This window comes from Mucilaginibacter jinjuensis (assembly GCF_028596025.1).
GTDB lineage: Bacteria > Bacteroidota > Bacteroidia > Sphingobacteriales > Sphingobacteriaceae > Mucilaginibacter > Mucilaginibacter jinjuensis.
Map to the genome: position 1 here is coordinate 555,328 of NZ_CP117167.1, position 20,865 is coordinate 576,192.

General features: G+C 42.0%; 18 protein-coding genes. 14 read left to right on the plus strand and 4 right to left on the minus strand.

Annotation, left to right across the window (positions count from 1 at the left end):
- Positions 1–52 precede the first annotated feature (52 nt).
- The 5 genes from PQO05_RS02590 to PQO05_RS02610 all read left to right on the plus strand — a co-directional run bounded on the left by PQO05_RS02590 (position 53) and on the right by PQO05_RS02610 (position 4,430).
- Positions 53–2,161, plus strand: coding sequence for a peptidylprolyl isomerase (locus PQO05_RS02590; protein WP_273631093.1), 2,109 nt, complete (start codon positions 53–55; stop codon positions 2,159–2,161).
- Between the two features lie 73 nt (positions 2,162–2,234).
- On the plus strand, positions 2,235–2,750 hold the full coding sequence (locus tag PQO05_RS02595) for a DUF2480 family protein (RefSeq protein ID WP_273631094.1): 516 nt from the start codon (positions 2,235–2,237) through the stop codon (positions 2,748–2,750).
- A 9-nt stretch (positions 2,751–2,759) separates the two neighbouring features.
- The gene (locus PQO05_RS02600; protein ID WP_273631095.1) at positions 2,760–3,551 is read left to right on the plus strand and encodes a DUF3108 domain-containing protein; all 792 of its coding nucleotides are present in this window, start codon (positions 2,760–2,762) and stop codon (positions 3,549–3,551) included.
- A 1-nt stretch (position 3,552) separates the two neighbouring features.
- Complete coding sequence (locus PQO05_RS02605; protein ID WP_273631096.1) at positions 3,553–4,122, plus strand: DUF3109 family protein; 570 nt, start codon at positions 3,553–3,555, stop codon at positions 4,120–4,122.
- An 11-nt stretch (positions 4,123–4,133) separates the two neighbouring features.
- Positions 4,134–4,430, plus strand: a complete 297-nt coding sequence (locus PQO05_RS02610) for a hypothetical protein (RefSeq protein WP_273631097.1) — start codon at positions 4,134–4,136, stop codon at positions 4,428–4,430.
- Between the two features lie 107 nt (positions 4,431–4,537).
- On the opposite strand, the gene PQO05_RS02615 is transcribed toward PQO05_RS02610, so the two are convergent.
- Together PQO05_RS02615 and dxs are read right to left on the minus strand one after the other, a co-directional pair.
- A complete protein-coding gene (locus PQO05_RS02615) occupies positions 4,538–4,855 on the minus strand; it encodes a GIY-YIG nuclease family protein (protein WP_273631098.1) in 318 nt (105 codons plus the stop codon).
- Between the two features lie 308 nt (positions 4,856–5,163).
- Positions 5,164–7,092 carry a 1-deoxy-D-xylulose-5-phosphate synthase gene (gene dxs / locus PQO05_RS02620; protein ID WP_273631099.1) on the minus strand — a complete coding sequence of 643 codons (1,929 nt, stop codon included), beginning with the start codon at positions 7,090–7,092 and terminating at the stop codon, positions 5,164–5,166.
- 134 nt (positions 7,093–7,226) lie between these two features.
- On the opposite strand from dxs, the gene PQO05_RS02625 reads away from it, so the two are divergent.
- The 3 genes from PQO05_RS02625 to PQO05_RS02635 are packed head-to-tail and all read left to right on the plus strand — an operon-like array spanning position 7,227 to position 12,425.
- Complete coding sequence (locus PQO05_RS02625; protein ID WP_273631100.1) at positions 7,227–7,982, plus strand: segregation and condensation protein A; 756 nt, start codon at positions 7,227–7,229, stop codon at positions 7,980–7,982.
- Between the two features lie 25 nt (positions 7,983–8,007).
- Positions 8,008–9,282: a serine hydroxymethyltransferase gene (locus PQO05_RS02630; RefSeq protein ID WP_273631101.1), complete on the plus strand. Its 1,275-nt coding sequence runs from the start codon at positions 8,008–8,010 to the stop codon at positions 9,280–9,282.
- 17 nt (positions 9,283–9,299) lie between these two features.
- Positions 9,300–12,425: a PAS domain S-box protein gene (locus PQO05_RS02635; protein WP_273631102.1), complete on the plus strand. Its 3,126-nt coding sequence runs from the start codon at positions 9,300–9,302 to the stop codon at positions 12,423–12,425.
- A 483-nt stretch (positions 12,426–12,908) separates the two neighbouring features.
- On the opposite strand, the gene PQO05_RS02640 is transcribed toward PQO05_RS02635, so the two are convergent.
- Positions 12,909–13,607, minus strand: a complete 699-nt coding sequence (locus PQO05_RS02640) for a ComF family protein (RefSeq protein ID WP_273631103.1) — start codon at positions 13,605–13,607, stop codon at positions 12,909–12,911.
- Between the two features lie 31 nt (positions 13,608–13,638).
- The gene (gene rlmN, locus PQO05_RS02645) at positions 13,639–14,634 is read right to left on the minus strand and encodes a dual-specificity RNA methyltransferase RlmN (protein ID WP_273631104.1); all 996 of its coding nucleotides are present in this window, start codon (positions 14,632–14,634) and stop codon (positions 13,639–13,641) included.
- Between the two features lie 223 nt (positions 14,635–14,857).
- On the opposite strand from rlmN, the gene PQO05_RS02650 reads away from it, so the two are divergent.
- The 6 genes from PQO05_RS02650 to lolB1 are packed head-to-tail and all read left to right on the plus strand — an operon-like array spanning position 14,858 to position 20,854.
- Entirely contained in the window at positions 14,858–16,024 is a 1,167-nt protein-coding gene (locus PQO05_RS02650; RefSeq protein WP_273631105.1) for an amidohydrolase family protein, read from the plus strand.
- A 38-nt stretch (positions 16,025–16,062) separates the two neighbouring features.
- Entirely contained in the window at positions 16,063–16,350 is a 288-nt protein-coding gene (locus PQO05_RS02655) for an acylphosphatase (RefSeq protein ID WP_337942414.1), read from the plus strand.
- 24 nt (positions 16,351–16,374) lie between these two features.
- Positions 16,375–17,907 carry an oligosaccharide flippase family protein gene (locus PQO05_RS02660; RefSeq protein WP_273631106.1) on the plus strand — a complete coding sequence of 511 codons (1,533 nt, stop codon included), beginning with the start codon at positions 16,375–16,377 and terminating at the stop codon, positions 17,905–17,907.
- Positions 17,904–18,338, plus strand: a complete 435-nt coding sequence (dut, locus tag PQO05_RS02665) for a dUTP diphosphatase (RefSeq protein ID WP_273631107.1) — start codon at positions 17,904–17,906, stop codon at positions 18,336–18,338. The genes PQO05_RS02660 and dut overlap by 4 nt, the downstream gene beginning before the upstream one ends.
- 4 nt (positions 18,339–18,342) lie before the next feature.
- Positions 18,343–20,076: a tetratricopeptide repeat protein gene (locus tag PQO05_RS02670; protein ID WP_273631108.1), complete on the plus strand. Its 1,734-nt coding sequence runs from the start codon at positions 18,343–18,345 to the stop codon at positions 20,074–20,076.
- Complete coding sequence (gene lolB1, locus PQO05_RS02675; RefSeq protein WP_273631109.1) at positions 20,054–20,854, plus strand: lipoprotein insertase outer membrane protein LolB1; 801 nt, start codon at positions 20,054–20,056, stop codon at positions 20,852–20,854. Before PQO05_RS02670 ends, lolB1 begins: the two co-directional genes overlap by 23 nt.
- The last annotated feature ends 11 nt before the right edge of the window (positions 20,855–20,865 follow it).

Consider the following 20,865-nt stretch of genomic DNA (forward strand, 5'->3'; position numbering starts at 1 on the left):
ACTTTAGGAAGTAGAAATTATTATAAAAAAGTAAAATAGGTATATGGGTTTAATGAGTTTTTTGCGCAACCGTATGGGGACTATTGTAGTCATTATTATCGGTTTAGCACTTTTTGCGTTTATAGCGGGGGAAGTTGTGCAGTATGGCAAATCTTTTTTCTCTGGCGATCAAACCACAGTTGGTGAAATCGGCGGTGAAAAAATTAAGTATGAGGCATTTAATGCCAGGTTAGATCAAAACACAAAACAGTATCAGCAGCAGTTTGGGCAAAGCCTTACGCCGCAGTTAACCAGTTATGTACAAAACATCACCTGGAACCAATATTTAAGCCAGATCATCTTCAAAAAGGAAGTTGAAAAAATTGGCATCGTTGTAGGTACAGATGAAACACGCAGCATGGTTAGCGGTACCAACCCTGACCCTGAGATTGCACGTAACTTTACCAATCAGCAAACCGGCCAGTTAGACCGCGCACAGCTGAACCAGTTTTTAAACAACATCCAGAACGCGCCTGCATCAGACCCGATGAAAGCGCAGTGGGCAGATTTTGTAGCTTCACGTATCGATGCCAAAAAAATGGAGAAATACCTGGCAGTTATACACAACGGTTTATATGTAAACTCGCTTGAGGCAAAAGACGATTACGAAGCTAAAAACAAACTGGCTAACTTTAAATACGTAACCCTTAACTACGCTTCAATCCCAGATAGTAAGGTTACTGTTACCGATGCCGATTACCAGAGCTACTATGATGAACACAAAGCATCATTTAAAAACCCTGCTGAGTTAAGAACCTTTAAATATGTAGCATTTAACGCTGCTCCATCTAAAGAAGATACTGCTGCTATTAAAGTACAGGCTGATAAACTGGCTGCTGATTTTAAAGCAAGCACAAACGATTCATTATTTGTACAGATCAACGCTATCGATGCGGTTAACAAAGCTCCTTTAGCTTTCCAGCGCAAAGGTCAGTTAGATCCGAAAATCGATTCAGTAATGTTCGGCGCAGCTAAAGGTTTTGTATACGGCCCTTACGTTTCTAACGGAAGCTATAAAGTATCGAAACTGGTTGACGAGCGTGTTGGCCCGGATTCTGTAAAAGCACGTCACATTTTGCTTAACCCGCAAACTGAAGGTGGTTTACCTAAAACACTTGCAAAAGCAGATTCAATCAAGAAATTATTAGAAGGCGGTAAGTCATTTGCTGATCTGGCAAAAATGTACTCTATCGATAAAGCCTCTGCCGAAAAAGGTGGCGATTTAGGTACTTTCGGTCGTGGTGCTATGGTGCCTGTGTTTGAAGATGCAGCATTTGCAGGCAAACCGGGCGAAATTAAAGTAATTACAAGCCAGTTTGGTGTTCACATCCTGAACATCGAAGAGCAAAAAGGTTCATCAAAAGTAGTTAAAGTGGCTACTGTTGACAGACCATTACTGGCCAGCAGCAAAACACAATCTGAAGCATTTGCTAAAGCTCAAAGCTTCCTTTCTCAGGCTAACGCAGGTAACTTTGATGCAGAAGCTAAAAAAGCAGGTTTAGAAGTAAAAACTGCTACCGATGTTAACGGTTTAGCATCAGCACTGCCAGGTTTAGATAATGCACGTGAAATTGTGAAATGGGCATTTAAAGCAGAGAATGGCGATATTGCTGATAAAGCATTTACCGTAGGTACCCAATACGTTGTACCCCGTGTAACCGAAATTAAACCAGAAGGTACTTTAGCATTAGAGGCTGTTAAAAAGCAAATTGCACCGGCTGTATTAAACATTGTAAAAGCAAAACAATTAAGCGAGAAATTACAGGCAGCAGCTAATGGCGCTTCTTCAATTGATCAGGTTGCTCAAAAAGCAGGTACTACAGTTGTGCCTATCCAAAACATAGTGTTTGCTAACCCTGTATTGCCAGGTATCGCTCAGGAAAATAAACTGATCGGTTCTATCTTCGGTTCACAGCCAAATAAAGTAAGCAAAGTGATTGAAGGCGATCACGGTGTTTATGTGTATGTAGTTGATAGCTTTATCAATCCTGCACCATTAACCAACGCGGTTAGAGAGAAACAAACCATTAACCAGGCTTTATTGCAACGTGCCGACAACCAGGTGTTCGATGCGCTGAAAGATAAGGCGAATGTAAAAGATTACCGCGCTAAATTCTTATAAGAATAAATAAGCGTAATTTTATATCCGGAACAGCGTTATAGTACCTGTTCCGGATTTTTTATTTTAAGGAGCTATGGAAATTCAGGAAAATTTTGTGAATAAGGTTGCCCAAAGCGGATTAGTAACGCTTGATCCCGCCGATTTTTATCCGGCTGGCGAACGTGTGATCTATGATATAGCCGAGAACCTGTACATGGGTTTAATATTGCGTGAGAAAGATTTCAGGGAGTTTGTAAAAGGACACGACTGGGCACAGTACCAGGATAAAATAGTAGGTATCACTTGCAGCGCCGATGCCATTGTACCGGCCTGGGCATTTATGTTGCTGGCTAACCGTATTGCGCCTTATGCCAAAGAGGTAGTTTTTGGCGATGCTGATACCGTTGAATCAAAATTGTTTGAACGCCAGATAGAGAAAATGGATTTCGAGCAATACCGCGATCAGCGTTTGGTATTAAAAGGTTGTGGCGATGTGCCTGTACCTACTGCGGCTTACGTAGCTTTAACAGCTAAACTAACCCCATTAGCTAAAAGCCTGATGTTTGGCGAACCATGCTCAACTGTACCTATTTATAAAAGGAAAGATTAAAGCTAATAGATGAGGAAGGCGTTTTATGCATTTTTAATATTGTTGGGCTGTGTGCTGTTGGCGTTTAAAGTACAGCAGGTTACCATGCCCGACAGGATTGCAGATACTGCCTTCAAGTCTGGTGAATTGTTGAACTACCGTTTAAAGTATGGTTTATTCACAGCCGCCGAAGCTCATTTAAAGATAGAAGACAGCGAAGTTAATTTCGACGGTAAGCCTGTCTATCATATCATAGCCGATGGTGCTACAGCGGGCAGCTTTGAGGTGTTTTACAAGGTGCGTAATCGCTACGAGTCTTACATCGATAAAACTACCCTGTTGCCTTACTTATATACCGAGAACAGGCACGAAGGCAGCTGGCACCATACCGATAAAGTTACTTTTAACCGTGCGGATGATAAGATAACGGCCAACAGCGGCACTTATCCTTTTAGCGGCAAGGTGTTCGATTTTCCATCGGCTTATTATTTTGCCCGTAATCTGGATGTATCCAAGCTGAAAATTGGCGAAACGTTTGACATGCGTTACTTCTTAGATAACGGCATACAGACACTCAGCATTACCTTTATAGGCCGCGAAAAAATTAAATGTGCACTGGGTACATTTAACTGCTTAAAATTTAACCCCACCATTATACCGGGACATATCTTTCGTAAGAATAGTAAATTGTACCTTTGGATAACCGACGATAATAACCGCATACCGGTAAAAGCCCATGTTGAAGTTGTAATTGGCAGCGTAACCATGGAATTAACCGATGCAAAAGGACTAAAGTTTCCTTTAAATGCTGTAACGAAATAAGATGATAGAAGTTGGAAGTGTATTGATACACGAAGATGTAGTAAAAGAGAATTTTGTTTGCAACCTTAACAAGTGCAAGGGCGCCTGCTGTATTGAAGGCGATTCGGGCGCTCCGCTTAACCATGATGAGTTAGGCATACTGAGTGAGATATATCCCAAGGTAAAACCTTTTATGACCGAGAAAGGCATAAAAGCGATAGAAGAGCAGGGTACCCACGTAACCGATTTCGATGGTGATTATACTACGCCTTGTGTGGATACCAATAAAGAGTGCGCTTACGTAACCTGGGAAAACGGCATTACCAAATGTGCCATTGAAAAAGCTTACGAGCAAGGTGTGATTAGTTGGCAGAAACCCATCTCTTGCCACCTGTATCCCATCCGTATTACGGCATACCCTGAGTTTGATGTATTAAACTACGACCGCTGGAATATTTGCAGCCCGGCATGTGCTTTCGGCGATGAGCTTAAAGTAAAGGTACACGAGTTTTTAAAAGGACCACTGATCCGCAAGTACGGCGCAGAATGGTATGCCGAACTGGAAGATTTTATGGCAGACGCACCACTATAAAACCCAACAACATGGTAACCGACGAGATCATATCAACCATTCAGCAAATTGCATCAGGCCAGCACGATTGCCTGGTGATGCAAGATCTGGACAGAATTGTATCCGTTAACGATGATGACGAACCCGAATCGCTTCGCGATTTAGTCCGCACGCTCTTCTCTAACCTCGGTATCGAAATAGAGTTCAGCGGTAAAGGCATCAACGAACGCGGTGTGGTAATTGATATTGATGAAGACAGGTTCGAAGCCATGGGTTTAAATGTAAATACATTGCGGTTTGGGCAAACTGTGGTGAAGGGGACAGCTTGATAGGCCTTCTTTTTGTCATTCTGGGCGATAGCGAAGAATCTTCTTCGATTTGTATGTCGGAATTGCAGAGTGAAGAAGATTCTTAATTGTATTCAGAGTGACAAATGTTATTTTGCAGGAGGCCAATCCATTATATCCTTATTTAAGAACCTCCAATCTGGATTATCAAGCTCAATTAACTTATTCTTTTTGTCTCGAATCCAGCCTTTAATTTCTTTCTCTCTTTCGATTGCATGATCGATGTATTGGTATCTTTCGAACCATACTAAATAATAACACTTGTATCTACTGGTAAAACTATTTAATTGATCTAAGCCGAAGTAGTGTTCGTATAATCTTCTATCGAGATCATTGGTAACTCCAGTATATAAGACTTTCTTATTGTAACTTGTAAGGATGTAAGTGAAAAAATTGTAATTAGGCATAACCTAATTTACAAACTTGATTTGTCATTCTGAATGTAATGAAGAATCTTCTGCGATAGAATAGTTCGCATGTATGGTGAAGAAGATTCTTCGCTGTCGCTCAGAATGACAAGTGGGCTATTGATGCGCTAAAATATAAAGTTTGTCATTCTGAATGTAATGAAGAATCTTCTGCGATAGAATATTTCGCATTTATGTCGAAGAAGATTCTTCGCTATCGCTCTGAATGACAAAAAAAACACCCATTTAGCCAAGCCAAATGGGTGTTTATAAATCTTGATTCCTGATTCCCGACTCTTGAGTCTCTTCTAAGAAGCAATAATATGCGCCACTTGCCTTGCACCCAGATCCTTTACTTTCTGTGCAATAGCTTTAGCATCATAACCGCACTCAGCCCAAAGCTCGGGTTGTTCGCCGTGCTCTACGTATCTGTCTGGGATGCCCAGGCGTACTACCTGCGAGTTATAGTTATTATCGGCCATAAACTCTAATACGGCGCTTCCCATGCCTCCTTCAAGGCAACCATCTTCAACAGTAATTACTTTGCTGTATTTGGTAAATACTTCGTGCAATAGGGCTTCATCAAGCGGTTTAACAAAGCGCAAATCGTAATGAGCAGGGTAAATACTTTCTGAGTTAAGGGCAGCGATAGCTTTGGTAGCTTCGTTACCAATAGCGCCGATAGTTACGATGGCAATTTCTTCGCCATCGCAAATTTTGCGGCCTTTACCTACAGGTATTTCTTTAAATGGACGTTTCCAGTCCACCATTACGCCATTGCCACGTGGGTAGCGGATCACAAACGGACCTTTATTTTCCAGCTGTGCGGTGTACATCAGGTTGCGCAACTCTTCCTCATTCATCGGTGCAGATACAATGAGGTTAGGGATGCAGCGCATAAAGGCCAAATCGTAAGCACCATGGTGTGTAGGGCCGTCAGCCCCGGCAAAACCGGCGCGGTCTAAACAGAAAACTACGTTCAGTTTCTGGATAGCCACATCATGGATCACCTGATCATAAGCACGCTGCACAAAGCTGGAGTAGATGTTACAGAAAGGTACAAGCCCTTGTGTAGCCAAACCAGCGCTAAATGTAACCGCATGTTGCTCGGCAATACCCACGTCGAATGCACGGGTAGGCATAGCCTTCATCATTAAATTTAATGACGAGCCCGATGGCATGGCCGGCGTTATACCCATAATCTTGTCGTTTTGCTCGGCAAGCTCAATAATGGTATGGCCAAATACATCCTGGTATTTAGGAGGTTGTGGTTTGTCGTGCTGTGCTTTTTTAATCTCGCCGGTAATTTTATCAAACAAACCCGGGGCGTGCCACTTGGTCTGGTCTTTTTCAGCGAGGGCGTAGCCTTTACCTTTAACGGTAACACAATGCAAAATTTTAGGGCCAGGGATCTGCGTTAAATCGCGAATCACCTTTACCAAATGTTTTACATCATGCCCATCGGTAGGGCCAAAATATCTGAATTGAAGCGCTTCGAAGAAATTGCTTTGTTTAAGCAAAGTCCCTTTAATGCTCTTCTCTAATTTCTTGGCAATTTTAAATGCATCGGGGCCAACTTGTGACAGTTTGCCCAGTACAAATGCGATATCATCTCTGAAACGATTATATGGTTTAGAGGTGGTAATGTCTGTCAAATATTCTTTCAGCGCACCAACGTTAGGGTCGATCGACATGCAGTTGTCGTTCAAAATCACCAAAATGTTGGTGTTTTCTATACCCGCGTGGTTCAGTGCTTCGAAAGCCATACCGGCTGTCATGGCACCATCGCCAATAACGGCAACGTGCTGGCGGTCGTTCTCACCTTTATAGTGTGAAGCCACAGCCATACCCAAAGCGGCAGAAATAGAGGTTGATGAGTGGCCTACGCCAAAAGTATCATACTCGCTTTCGCTTCGTTTGGGGAAACCGCTGAGGCCGCCGTAAATACGGTTGGTATGAAAATTATCGCGGCGGCCGGTTAGTATTTTGTGGCCGTAAGCCTGGTGGCCAACGTCCCATACCAACTGGTCGTAAGGGGTGTTTAAAACATAGTGTAGGGCAACGGTAAGTTCTACCACCCCTAAACTGGCGGCAAAGTGGCCACCGTTTACCGACACCTCGTCAACAATATATTGACGCAGCTGCTGGCACACCTGCTCAAGTTCATCTTCGCTAAATTGCTTTAAATCAGATGGTGAGTTAATTTTCTGTAGTAAGTCGCCGGCGGGTACTTGCATTAAATCCTTTATGCTTTTGTAACTTACAAAGTAAGCTAAATATTTCCTAAAATAATGGACAATACAGGTTAAAAAATGTTTGATGCAATCTATGTTCGCCTTTTAGGTCTGAATAGCTTATTTTTGAGCTCTTTATGTCCGAAGATCATTTCGAAATAAAATTACCGCAGTTTGAAGGCCCATTCGACCTGTTACTTTTTTTTATCGAGCGCGATGAACTGGAAATTCGCGACATACCCATTGCCCGCATTACCGACGATTTTTTGGCCTATCTGCAGCAAATGAGCAGTTTGAACATGGAGGTAGCCAGCGAATTTATTTTTGTGGCCGCCACCCTGATGCGCATTAAGGCCAAAATGCTGCTTCCCCGTTACGATGCCGAAAGCGGCAGCGAGATAGATCCTAAAGAAGACCTGATCCAAAAACTGATCGAATACAAAAAGTTTAAACTGATTTGCGAGGACATGCGCCCGATGGAAGAAGAGCGCCTGATGCAAGAAAAACGCGGCAATATAGCCTACGATTTGCAACAGGTAGAAGAAGTGCCACTACCGGGCGAAGAATTAAGTTCCATTTCGCTCTACCGCTTAATGCTGGTTTATGAGCGTATGAGCAAACGGTACCTTACCCGTACCGAACCGGTTAAACATACCGTAGTACAATATCCATACACAATAGAGAAACAAAAACAAGCCCTGTCCGAATTACTGGCTATTAACAAAAGGCTGGAATTTGCAACCATTTCTAAAATCTCAGAAAATAAAGTACAGTTTGTATATAATTTCTTAGCTTTATTAGAGATGCTGCAACAGCAATTAGTTCAGATACAGATAGGTACGGGCTATAACAATTTTTGGGTTTCGGCCGCAGACGAGGTTGAGCTCAACTAATACAATGCTGTTATTTTAATTTTTTATGAAAAGAGACAAATTAATCTTTAACCTGCTCGACGAAGAGCAGGAACGCCAGGAAAAAGGTTTGGAGCTTATTGCTTCAGAAAACTTTGTAAGCAAGCAGGTAATGGAAGCCGCAGGCTCTGTTGCAACCAACAAATATGCCGAAGGCTTACCGGGCAAACGTTATTATGGCGGTTGTGAGGTTGTTGACGAGATTGAAACCATTGCTATTGAGCGTGCAAAACAGCTTTTTAACGCAGCATGGGTAAACGTACAGCCACATTCTGGTGCACAGGCCAATGCCGCTGTAATGCTGGCTTGCTTAAACCCGGGCGATAAAATTTTAGGGTTCGACCTGTCGCATGGCGGCCACTTAACCCATGGTTCTGCTGTTAACTTTTCTGGTAAATTATATGAGCCGCATTTTTACGGTGTTAAACAAGATACCGGTTACATCGATTACGAACAATTAAGAGCAGTAGCTTTAGAGCAACGCCCTAAAATGATCATCTGCGGTGCATCAGCCTACTCACGCGACTGGGATTATGCCTTTATCCGCCAGGTGGCCGATGAGGTTGGCGCTTTGGTACTGGCCGATATTTCACACCCTGCAGGTTTAATTGCACGTGGTTTATTAACAGACCCGCTTCCGCATTGCCATATTGTTACTACTACCACCCACAAAACTTTACGCGGCCCACGTGGCGGTATGATTATGCTGGGTAAAGACTTTGAAAACCCATGGGGCTTAAAAACACCTAAAGGCGAAGTGAGAATGATGTCGGCTTTATTGGATTCTGCCGTTTTCCCTGGTACGCAAGGTGGCCCCTTAGAGCATATTATTGCTGCTAAAGCTGTTGCCTTTGGCGAAGCATTGAGCGATGGTTACATGAAATACATTTTGCAGGTTAAAAAGAATGCCGAAGCTATGGCTGATGCTTTGAACAAGCTTGGCTACAATATTGTATCTGGCGGAACTGATAACCACCTGATATTAATTGACTTGCGTAATAAAAATATTACAGGTAAAGCTGCCGAGCATGCTTTAGGCGAAGCTGATATCACTGTAAATAAAAACATGGTACCTTATGACGATAAATCGCCGTTTGTTACTTCTGGTATCCGTGTAGGTACTGCTGCAATTACAAGCCGTGGTTTTAAAGAAAAACAAATGGAAGAAATTGTCGCTTTAATAGATACTGTAATTAACAATAGCGAAAATGAACATTCTTTAAAGAAAGTTCGTAAAAGTGTTCACCTGCTTACTGAAAAATTTCCATTGTATAAAGATTAAGGATTTAAGCAAATGAAATGACGATTGATCGGTACCCCCTTCCTGCCAATGAAAAACAGAGATTAGAAGCGCTGCATTCTTATGATATAATGGACAGCCTGCCCGAAGAGCAATATGATGCTATTGTAAGGCTGGCCTCATATATCTGTAAAGTAGAGGTAGCTTATATTTCATTTATTGATGAGGACAGGCAGTGGATAAAATCTAAACGTGGTTTAGATATAGAATCTGCTGCCAGGGTCGATAGTTTTTGTCAGCACACCATCATGAGCGATACGCTGGTAGAAATACCAGACGCTTCAAAAAGTAAGTTGTTTGCAGATAGTCCGTTTGTAACCAACGAACCCAAAATAAGATTCTATGCCAGTGCGCCGCTGATTGATCCGGATGGATTCGCAATCGGCACACTGTGTGTATTTGATACCAAGCCCCGGGAGCTAAATGATGAGCAGCGCGATGCGATGCGTATTTTAGCTTCCGAGGTTATTTCCCATCTTGTACTCCGCAAGCAGAAAAAAGAACTCGAAGAAAATTTACTCTGGCATAAAGAGTTCTACAACCTGTTTAACAGTTCGCCGGAGGTTCTCATCATTACAGATAAAGAGCTCAATATCCTGCTCATTAACCAGGCAGTAATTAATATACTGGGCTACCAGCCCGAAGAAGCTATTGGTCAGCCTATCTGGAAATATTTTCCCGAAGATCAGCGGGAGAAGATTTTAGAGGCCATGCATAATGATGCCGTTAAAAATCCTTCGTTCGAGATAGAAACACCTATACTTACCAATAACGGCGACTTTAAATGGATTAGCTGGAGCGTTAAAGCCTTTGGCGAAAAATGGTATACCAGTGGCAGGGACGTTACTGAGCATAAAAAGATTACCGAAGAGCTCGAGTTGTTATCACTGGTGGCCAGTAAGGCTATCAATGGTATTGTGATCAGCAATTCGGAAGATAAAATAGTTTGGACTAATCAGGGTTTCGAGCAAATTACCGGTTACACACCAGGCGATGTTTTTGGCCAACAGCTACGCGATATTTTAAAAGGCACATTACCAGAAAATTTTGATTATAGGAAATTAGATGAGCTCATCAGAAACCGGCAGTCGTACGAAATTGATCTTTTGGTTACCCGTAAGGATGGCGAGAAGATCTGGGTATCGGTTATCAACTCAGTTGTGCGTAATGAGCTGGGCGAGGTTGATAAGCAGGTTCGTGTTATTATTGATATAACCGACCGTAAACGTACCGAACAGGACCTGGAGATCTTGTCATCAGCAGCAGAAAAATCGCCAAGTGGGGTTTTAATCAGGGATAAGGAAACCAACATTGTTTGGATGAACGAGGCCTTTGAGAAAATAACCGGCTATGAGCTGGAGGAAATGATTGGTAAAACGTTCGGGCATCAATTGGTTGGCCCCGAAACTGATTTAGAAGCTTTGCAAGCCGCTGCCAAGTTAGTGGAAGAACACAAACCCTACGAGCTTGAAGTAAAATTGTATCACCGCAATGGCACACCGGTTTGGGTATATCTTTCTAACAGCCCATATTTTAATGCAGCCGGCGAGGTAGAGCGCCAGATTATGGTTGCACTTGATATTACTGAGCGCAAAAAGGCCGAAGAAGAAGTAAAGCTATTATCGCTTGTGGCCAGTAATACCCTGAGTGGTGTTGTAATTAACGATCGGGAAGGCCATGTAGAGTGGGTTAATAGTGCGTTTACAAAAATTACAGGTTATACCGTTGCCGATGTTAGCGGCAATCATTTAGGCGATGTATTAAAAGGTGAACTTACCGATGTAAGCATTATTGAGAAGGCGCGCGAGTTATCTAAAAATAAGCAATCTTTTGAAGTTGATCTGTTGGTTTACCGCAAGGATGGGCAGCAGCTTTGGGTATCGGTTATTAATTCTGTTATACTCGATCAAAAAGGGGATATCGATAAATACATTGAAGTAATTATTGACATTACCGCCAAGAAAAAGGTAGAGGTTGAGTTGATAAGGGCTAAAGAAGAGGCTCTTGCATTGAGCAATGCAAAAGATATGTTTATATCAGTAATGAGCCACGAAATCCGTACGCCATTAAACGCAGTGATTGGTATTTCGCATTTATTGATGGAAGATAACCCATCGGAGTCGCAGATCGAGAACCTGGATATCCTGAAGTTTTCGGCAGAAAACCTGTTGACGCTGATTAATGATGTACTCGATTTTGCCAAGATAGAAACCGGTAATGTTGAACTGGAAAAGGTAGAAACTAACCTGCGCGAAATTGTGCACGGCGTAATGTCGTCTATGCATTATAAAACCGGTAGTAAAGACATTTACCTGAAAGAAAGTGTTGACGAAGCCGTCCCAGAGTGTATAGTTGGCGATAAAACCCGGCTTACACAGATATTATTAAATTTGGTAGGCAATGCTGTTAAGTTTACTGACACAGGCGGTGTTACGGTTGATTTAAAGGTGATTGAGCAGTCGGCAAAAGACGTTCGGATCAGATTTGCTGTAACAGATACCGGGATTGGTATCGCACAAAACAAGTTAAGTACTATATTTGAATCGTTTAAGCAGGCCGAACTGGATACCACCCGCAAATATGGTGGCACAGGTTTAGGCTTACCTATTGCCAAACGGTTAATAGAACTGCACGATTCGAGAATAAACGTTGACAGCGTACCGGGCCAGGGAACAACTTTCTGGTTTACAATAACCTTTAACAAGGCGGTAGGTGTCACAAATAAAAACAGCCAGGTGGAATCAGGATTAAATATACATGCCCTCGTAGTTGATGATAACCAAATCAACCGCTTATTAATTAATAAAGTACTCAAAAAATGGGGTGGTACTGCCGATTTTGCCGAAAACGGGCAGCAGGCAGTTGATATGATTGCCGCCAACCATAATTATGATGTGGTATTGATGGACATCCACATGCCTATAATGGGTGGCCTTGAAGCAGCACAGGTTGTACGCGCCATGCCCGATAACTATTACCAGCAATTGCCAATTATAGCGCTTACTGCATCAATGCTTAATAACCAAATGAGCCAGATACTGGAAGCGGGTATGAATGATTACGTATTAAAGCCGTTTGACCCTAAACTGCTGTTCGATAAGCTGAGTAAATTTCAGAAACAATAATTTCTTACTACATAAAAAAAGCAGAGATATCTTTCGATGATCCCTGCTTTAACTATCTAATAAACGCTCCGGGTATTTATACGTAATATGGATACCTAAAGGTTTCAGTATTTTTCAATATTTTTTTATTTTTTTATATCGATTGATAATGAGGGTGTTGTGATGTTGGCTTTTGTAGTCAACGATATGACACACCCCTTTTTACGACACCACAAATTGCACTGTCTGTGCATCCCCTCTCGAGACGGGAATTGTTCTGTAGTAGTTTAAGCACTAAATTAATAATGGGGTGTGTTCTTGGTAGATGTACGCTTTGCTCCCCACCCGTCATGCTGAACTTGTTTCAGCACCCCACAGGACAGGTCGCAGAATTGTTCGCCGTATACTTAGCATGTGGGATCCCGAAACAAGTTCGGGATGACGTAATGTCGTATTAGTGGAGTTTATCTTGATTCCTGGCTCTCGATTCTTGATTCTCTTCTTTTACTCTGCATAAGCAATCGTAGCAATACTCAACTTAACCCCTTCGATCTCTAACAATATATTCCCACACGATTCGAGGGTTGAGCCGGTGGTCATGATATCATCAACCAGGAGGATATGTTTGCCTTTAAGCGCTTCAGGGTCATTAACTGCAAATACCGATTTCACATTCTCGAACCTGGAGAACCTCGATTTTTGGGTTTGCGTGTCGGTCGCCTTTGTGCGTACCAGGTTTTCAACAGAAACAATAGCGGGTAGTTTTTCGGCGAGACCATTTGCAAAGCGTTCACTCTGGTTATAGCCTCTTTTGCGCATGCGTGAATGATGTAAGGGTACAGGGATAATTACATCAACCGTTTTAAACTTATCGTTAGTAATTAACTGCTTGCCGGCTATCTGGCCCAGAAAATTGCCTATCTGAGGTTTGTTTTTATACTTCAGATGGTGCATTAAACGCTGTACTTTATTACCCTTAATAAAGTAGAGAAGTGCGTACGAAGATTCGAGATTAATTTTACCCCAAAACTGGCGGGCTACAACATGGTCTGTTTGCTGGTGAAAGTTGGTGTAAGGCAAATTGTACAGGCAGTTGGTACAAATTAATTTTTCCTGCCGGGATAAATTCTCGTTGCAAGCATCGCATAGTTGCGGGAAAAGCAACGACAAAAAATCCGCGAGGTAACCGCGGGTTAGCTTCATAGATAGATGGTAATAAAAATATTACAAAAGGTTAAACGGCCTCAGCTTTCTCCTTATCCTTTATGGCTAACTGCCCGCAGGCAGCGTCAATATCTTTTCCACGGCTGCGCCTTACATTGGTTATGATGCCTTGTTTACGTAAGTAGGCAGCAAAGGTTTCAATCTTATCTTCACCGGCATTTAAGAACGCGGCAAAGCTGATTGGGTTATACTCAATAATGTTAACCTTACACGGCAGGTGCTTGCAAAATTTGGCTAATTCGGCAGCATCTTGCAGGGTATCATTAAAATTATCAAAAACAATGTATTCGTAAGTTACTGCGTTTTTGGTTTTTGCGTAGTAATATTTCAAGGCATCAGCCAGGGCTGCTAATGAATTTTGCTCATTAATCGGCATAATTTCATTACGTTTTACATCGTTTGCAGCGTGCAGTGACAGGGCCAGGTTAAACTTTACACCGTCGTCGCCCAGTTTCTTAATCATCTTGGCAATGCCGGCTGTAGAAACGGTAATACGCTTTGGCGACATGTTCAGCCCGTCCTCAGATGTAATTCTTTCTACCGATTTTAGTACATTGGCATAATTAAGCAGGGGTTCGCCCATGCCCATGTATACGATGTTGGTAAGGGGTACGTTATAATTTTCTTTTGCCTGCTGGTCTATCAGTACAACCTGGTCATAAATTTCGTCGGGGTTAAGGTTACGTTTACGTTCCATGTAACCCGTGGCGCAAAATTTACAGGTGAGGCTGCAGCCCACTTGCGATGAAACGCAGGCGGTCATACGGTCATCAGCAGGTATTAATACACCCTCAATTAAATGAGTATCGTGTAAAATAAAAGAATTTTTTATAGTTTTATCAGCACTAAACTGTGAGTTATTGATTTTTACGTTATTGATTGTAAAATTGTCATCCAGTTTTTGACGAAGTTCTTTTGAAATATTGCTCATCGCCTCGAATGAAAAGCATGATTTTTTCCAAAGCCACTCATAAACTTGTTTGGCTCTGAAGCTTTTTTCGCCCATGTTTACAAAGTGTTCTTGCAGAGCACTTAAGCTAAGGCTTCGGATATCAATTTTACTTTTATTGCTGTTCACATTACAAAGGTACAGAATTTTAAAAAATCAATTTTTAAATCTCCTCCTTTAAATGTAAAAATTAAAAAACAACAACTAAAGGTTAATTGTAATTGTTTAATTAGGATTGCTGCATTCAGTTGATGAGATGATAAAGTAAGTTATTGTTTAAATGAAAAGTTACAGAGCCGATTACGTTTTTTCTATTAATGCCGATCCAATTAAAAATGGTATAGTAACTGTTGACGAGTCTGGAAAGATAGTCGCAGTTAGTAGCCAACCCACACATCCGGATGTCTCCATTGAGCAGCTGAGCGGGATTTTATGCCCCGGCTTCATTAATACCCATTGCCACCTCGAATTATCGCATCTTAAAAACAAGGTGCCTAAACAAACCGGGCTGGTTGATTTTATTAAAAATGTCCAAAAATTTCGAAACATCGATCCGGCCGAGGCCCAAGATGCAGCCCTTAAAGCGGATGCCGAAATGTACGACAATGGTATTGTTGCCGTAGGCGATATATCAAACAGCGACCTTACCATCGATATAAAATCAAAAAGCAAGCTTTACTATCATACTTTTATAGAGCTGTTTAGTTTTTTGCCACAAAACGCAAAAACGGTTTTCGATAACGGGCTTGAGCTTTTGAGGCAGTTTAAGCCACAAAGTGTTTCCATTACGCCGCATGCGCCTTACTCGGTTTCGAAAGAACTCTTCAGGTTGATTCGTGATTATAGTGATACCCATACCAACCTGCTCAGCATCCATAACCAGGAGTGCGAAGATGAGAACAAACTGTACCGCTACAAAACCGGAAAGTTCCTGGATTTGTACGAAGGTTTTGGTATCGATATCAGCTATTTTAAGCCACAAGCGCGTAATTCGCTGCAAACTGTTATTCCTTTATTAAGTAATAAACAAAAGATCTTATTGGTGCATAATACCTGCACTAATTTGAAAGATATTTACTTTATCAAGCGTTTCGACCGGATTATCAACTGGTGCTTTTGCCCCGGTGCTAACCTGTACATAGAAGGACATTTGCCGAAGACAGAACTTTTCCTGGAGCAAGGCTTTAATATCACCCTCGGTACCGATAGCCTGGCATCAAATACCGGCCTGAATTTACTGGCCGAAATGAAATTACTGCAAGACCAGGTACCAAGTCTTACCCTAAACCGGTTACTGGAATGGGGAACCATTAATGGCGCCAAATATCTGGGCATTGACGATGAAAAAGGAACTCTTGAGGTTGGCAAGGCACCAGGCCTTAACCTCATTACCGGTTTAGATGACTTTAAAATTACGGCCGATACCAAAGTTAAGCGCATTGTATAAATTTCATTCTAATTAAATAACTGTAGTTTTGTACTGATATGATTAAGCATATAGATATAACAGTACTGGGCAAAGTACAGGGCGTTTTTTACAGAAACTCAACCAAGGCGGTTGCTAATCAGCTGGGCGTAAAAGGCTATATTATGAACCAGGAGAACGGTGACGTATTTATTGCTGCCGAAGCTGACGACCTGAGTTTGGAGCTGTTTTTAGAATGGTGCGGCAAAGGGCCCGAAGCCGCCCGTGTAAGTGGCTTAACCACCACTGATGGCGAAGTGAAAAACTATCGTAATTTTGAAATAGTGAAAAAGTCGCCAACTGCTTAATTTTGCCAATTAAACCTTTTTGTATTGTCTACAGCTAAAAAATTTGCCGGCCAAACTGCTGTCTATGGGCTAAGTACAATTGCCAGCAGGATCCTTACTTTTTTTATGACGCCGGTTTATACCCGGGCGTACCCTTTGGCTGCTTATGGCGTAATTACCACCATGTACAGCTATGTATCAATGGTAAACGCTGCGCTTACTTTTGGTATGGAGACTACCTTTTTCAGGTATCTCAATAAGTATGAGAATGATAAGCAGCGGGTGTACAATAATGCATTTGCTTCGGTACTGGCTGTTACCCTTATTTTCCTGGCGTTTAGTATCCCTTTTATAGGCAATATTGCCAATTTTATAGATATAGACCAGGCCGCCAAGCATGGGCATAAAGCTGTAATTGGCACCACACAGTCTGATTTTGTAAAATATACCTACCTGTTTTTTGCAACTGTGGTGGTTGATGCCTGGTGCGCTATCCCATTTGTAAAACTGCGTGCCGATGGCAAGCCCGGCCGTTATGGCGCCATTAAACTGGCCAGCGTATTAATATTTGTGGGCTTTAACCTTGCCTTTATATATGTAGTGCCGTTTTGGGTTAATCATAATTTTATTGGTACTGCCTGGATCAGCCAATGGTATGTAAAAGGTTGGGTGGGATATGTGTTCGTTTCAGAATTAACATCGAGTATTGTTACGCTGCTATTGCTGCTACCCGAGTTGTTTAAAATCCGGTTCGATCTGGATAAAAAAATGCTGTTGCAGATGTACAGCTACAGCTGGCCTGTGCTGATAGCCAATTTATCATACCTTATTAATGAGAACCTGGATACGCTTTTGCTGGGCAAGCTGTTACCGGCAAATAGCTTACGCGATGTGGGTATCTATGGCGCCTGCCGTAAAATCCCTGTTTTCCTCAGCATCTTTATCAATGCCTTCAGGCTGGGGGCCGAGCCATTCTTTTTTAGCTACGCTAAGAATAAAAACGCGGCAGATACCTATGCCCGCATCATGAATTACTTTGTAATTACCGTTTGCGTAATATTTGTAGCGTTGATAGGCAATATCGAAATACTGAAATACTTTATTAAAGGCCATGATGCTACACAAACAGCATTGTATTGGACCGGGCTGCCCATTATACCACCGCTGGTGCTGGGTTATGTTTGTTTGGGTATTTACATGAATCTTTCTATCTGGTATAAACTATCAGACCAAACCAAATTCGGGTTATATATTTCGGGGATTGGGGCTATCGTAACCATTGTACTAAATGTGGCATTTATACCAAAGTATAGTTACATTGCATCTGCGTGGACATCGTTTGCCGCTTATGCTGTGATGATGATTTTATCGTACGTATGGGGGCAGAAGTATTACCCGATACCATATAACTTAAAAAAGAATTTATCGTATATAGTTGTTTCCATCATACTCGTTTATATATCATTCAGCGTATTCCATCGAAATATATTTATTGGAAATGCGCTGTTTATTGGCTTTGGTGCCGCAGCTTTATACTTGGAAAGAAAAGAATTAATAGCTTTACTTAGAAAAAAATGATCGTAAGAGTTATCAATAAATCTAAAAATCAATTACCGGGTTACGAAACTATTCATTCTGCGGGTATGGACCTGCGTGCCGACCTGGAAGCACCTGTTGTTTTGCAGCCGATGGAACGCAAGCTGATCCCTACAGGATTGTATATTGAGTTGCCGGAAAGTTATGAGGCGCAGATCAGGCCGCGTAGTGGTTTGGCTTATAAGCATGGTATCAGCATTGTAAATTCGCCGGGTACTATTGATGCCGATTACCGTGGAGAGATTAAGGTTTTATTGGTTAACCTGTCTACAGAAGCATTTGAAATTAATACCGGCGACCGCATTGCGCAAATGATTGTGGCCCGCCATGAAAAAGTGAGTTGGGAAGAGGCCGAAATACTAAATGATACCACCCGTGGTGCCGGAGGATACGGCCACACTGGTGTAAATTAATGCGATGAATTTAAAGCTTTCGTTGATTGGAATTGCCCTTTTGCCGGCGCTATGCCTGGCGCAAGGTGCTGATAAAGGGAAAACTACGGCACAGCCGCAGCCCAAGGTAATGACATCAACCGATAGCTTAATGGTGAAGCAGCTGTACTTTACGGCCCTGCGCGAAAAAACCATTGAGAACTTTACCCTCGCTACAGATCTGTTTACCCGTATTTTACAGATCGACCCTAATAATGATGCGGCCATGTACGAGCTGGCCAATCTTAAAAAGTTAAATAAAGACGACGCCACCGCCGAGCAGCTTCTGGAGCGTGCAACTATGCTTAAGCCGGATAACGAATGGTATTGGGCAGGCCTGGCCGCAAGCTACGAGAAGAGCAATAATATTGTTAAGCTCGAAAATGTGTTTACCCAACTTATCAGGCTGAATAACGATAACCCCGATTATTATATTGATAAGGCCAATGCCCTGTCAATTGATAAAAAATACGACGAGGCGCTATCAACCTATGATGAACTCGAAAAAATAACCGGGCCTACAGATGAGTTACTCATCAAACGCCAGAAAATTTATTTGATGCAGGGCAAGCTTGATAAAGCTACCGCCAGTTTAAAAGAAGCCATTGCCGCCAACCCCAACCAGGTAAAATATTATTTGATGCTGGGCGAGGTATATAATTCTAACAACCTAACCGACGATGCTTTAAGCATTTTCCAGAAGGCGGAAAAGATAGACCCGCAAAATGGTTATGTGCATTTGGAACTGGCCGATATCTATCGTGCTAAAAAAAGTTATGAGGCCAGTTTTAACCAACTGAAACTGGCATTTGCCATCCCGGCTCTTGGGGCCGAACAAAAAATGCGGATCATTTTAGGTTATCTGCCTAAATTCCCAGATCCTAATGCTAAAGCAAGTGCTTTGGAATTAAGCCGAATTGTTACAGTAGCGCATCCAACAGAATCGAAGGCTTTTGCGCTTTATGGCGATATGCTGGTGCAAAACCAAATGTATAAAGAGGCCAAGGTTCAATACCAAAAATCGTTACAACTTAATGACCAGGTTTATGCCGTGCACGAGCAATTGGTGCGGATTGAGCTGGGCGATAACGATTTGGATGCTGCCATTAAAGATGGCGAAAACGCCTTGTCGCTTTTCCCTAACCAGGCATGGATGAATTATCTGGTAGGCGTATCGTGGATGCAGAAAAAGAACTATACCAAGGCTTTAGGCTATATTAAAAACGCAACTTCATTAGAAGTTCAGGATAAGGACTTACTTTCGCAAAGTTTTTCGGCATTGGGTGATTGCTATCATGAAATGAAGAATGAGAAGCAGTCTGATGAGTCGTATGATAAATCATTAAGCTACAATCCGGACAATGCTTATACGTTAAATAACTATGCTTACTATCTTTCGGTAAGAGGAGTGGAGCTGGATAAGGCAGAGCGCATGTCGAAACATTCGAACGAACTGCAGCCGGCAACAGCATCTTTCGAAGATACTTACGCCTGGATCTTGTTTAAACAAAAGAAATATGCCGAAGCCAAAGTGTGGATGGAAAAGGCTTTGGTGAATGATAAAGACCATAATGCAGTACAGATAGAACATTATGGCGACATAATGTTTTACTTAGGTAATGTAGAGGCTGCTGTACAAAACTGGAAAAAAGCCAAAGCATACGGAGGGCAATCTTCGGTTTTAGAGCGCAAAATAAATGAGAAAAAATATATCGAGTAGTATACTGCTGTTAAGCAGTTTAATAATACTGGCAAGCTGCCACACCAAAAAAAAGCTGGTAGCCCGTACCGCCGATAGTACCGCTGTTACACATACTGATAATGCGGCCAGCATGGCTAAAAAGAAAATAGCTGCCATACGTGCCAAACAGGTAAACTTTAATACCTTCTCTGGCAAGGCAAAAACCAAGCTCAATATCAACGGTAACAGTAATGATGTTACGCTGAATATCCGCATCCAGAAAGATCAGAAAATTTGGGTTTCTATTACCGCAATTGCAGGTATTGAGGTTGCCCGTGCTATGATTACGCCTGATAGTATTTTGGTAATGAACCGCCTGCAAAGCGTGTACATTAAAAAGCCTTTCAGCTATATTTATACTTATGCCAGCAAGCAGGTAAATTATAAAACGGTTGAATCATTACTGGTTGGCAACGCTATCCCCGAAACGTTGAATGATAATACCACGCTGGAGCCATCAAACGGAAACATCATATTAAAAGGCGCGCTGGAAGATTTGATCTACCAGTTAACCGTTGGGCCGGATTTAAAAGTGAGCAATACTTCGCTTAATAATCAGGAAGCTACACAATCGTTACAAATCAATTATGGCAATTTTATACAGGCCACAAACCGGGTTATCCCTTCGCAAATCTCGTTTACCTCTAAAGTAAAGGACAAAAATATCCAGGCCGACTTAAATTATTCGAAGGCTGATTTCGATTTGCCGCTCGAATTTCCCTTCAGTGTGCCAAAGAGGTTTTCACTGGTAGATTAAAATTGTATTTT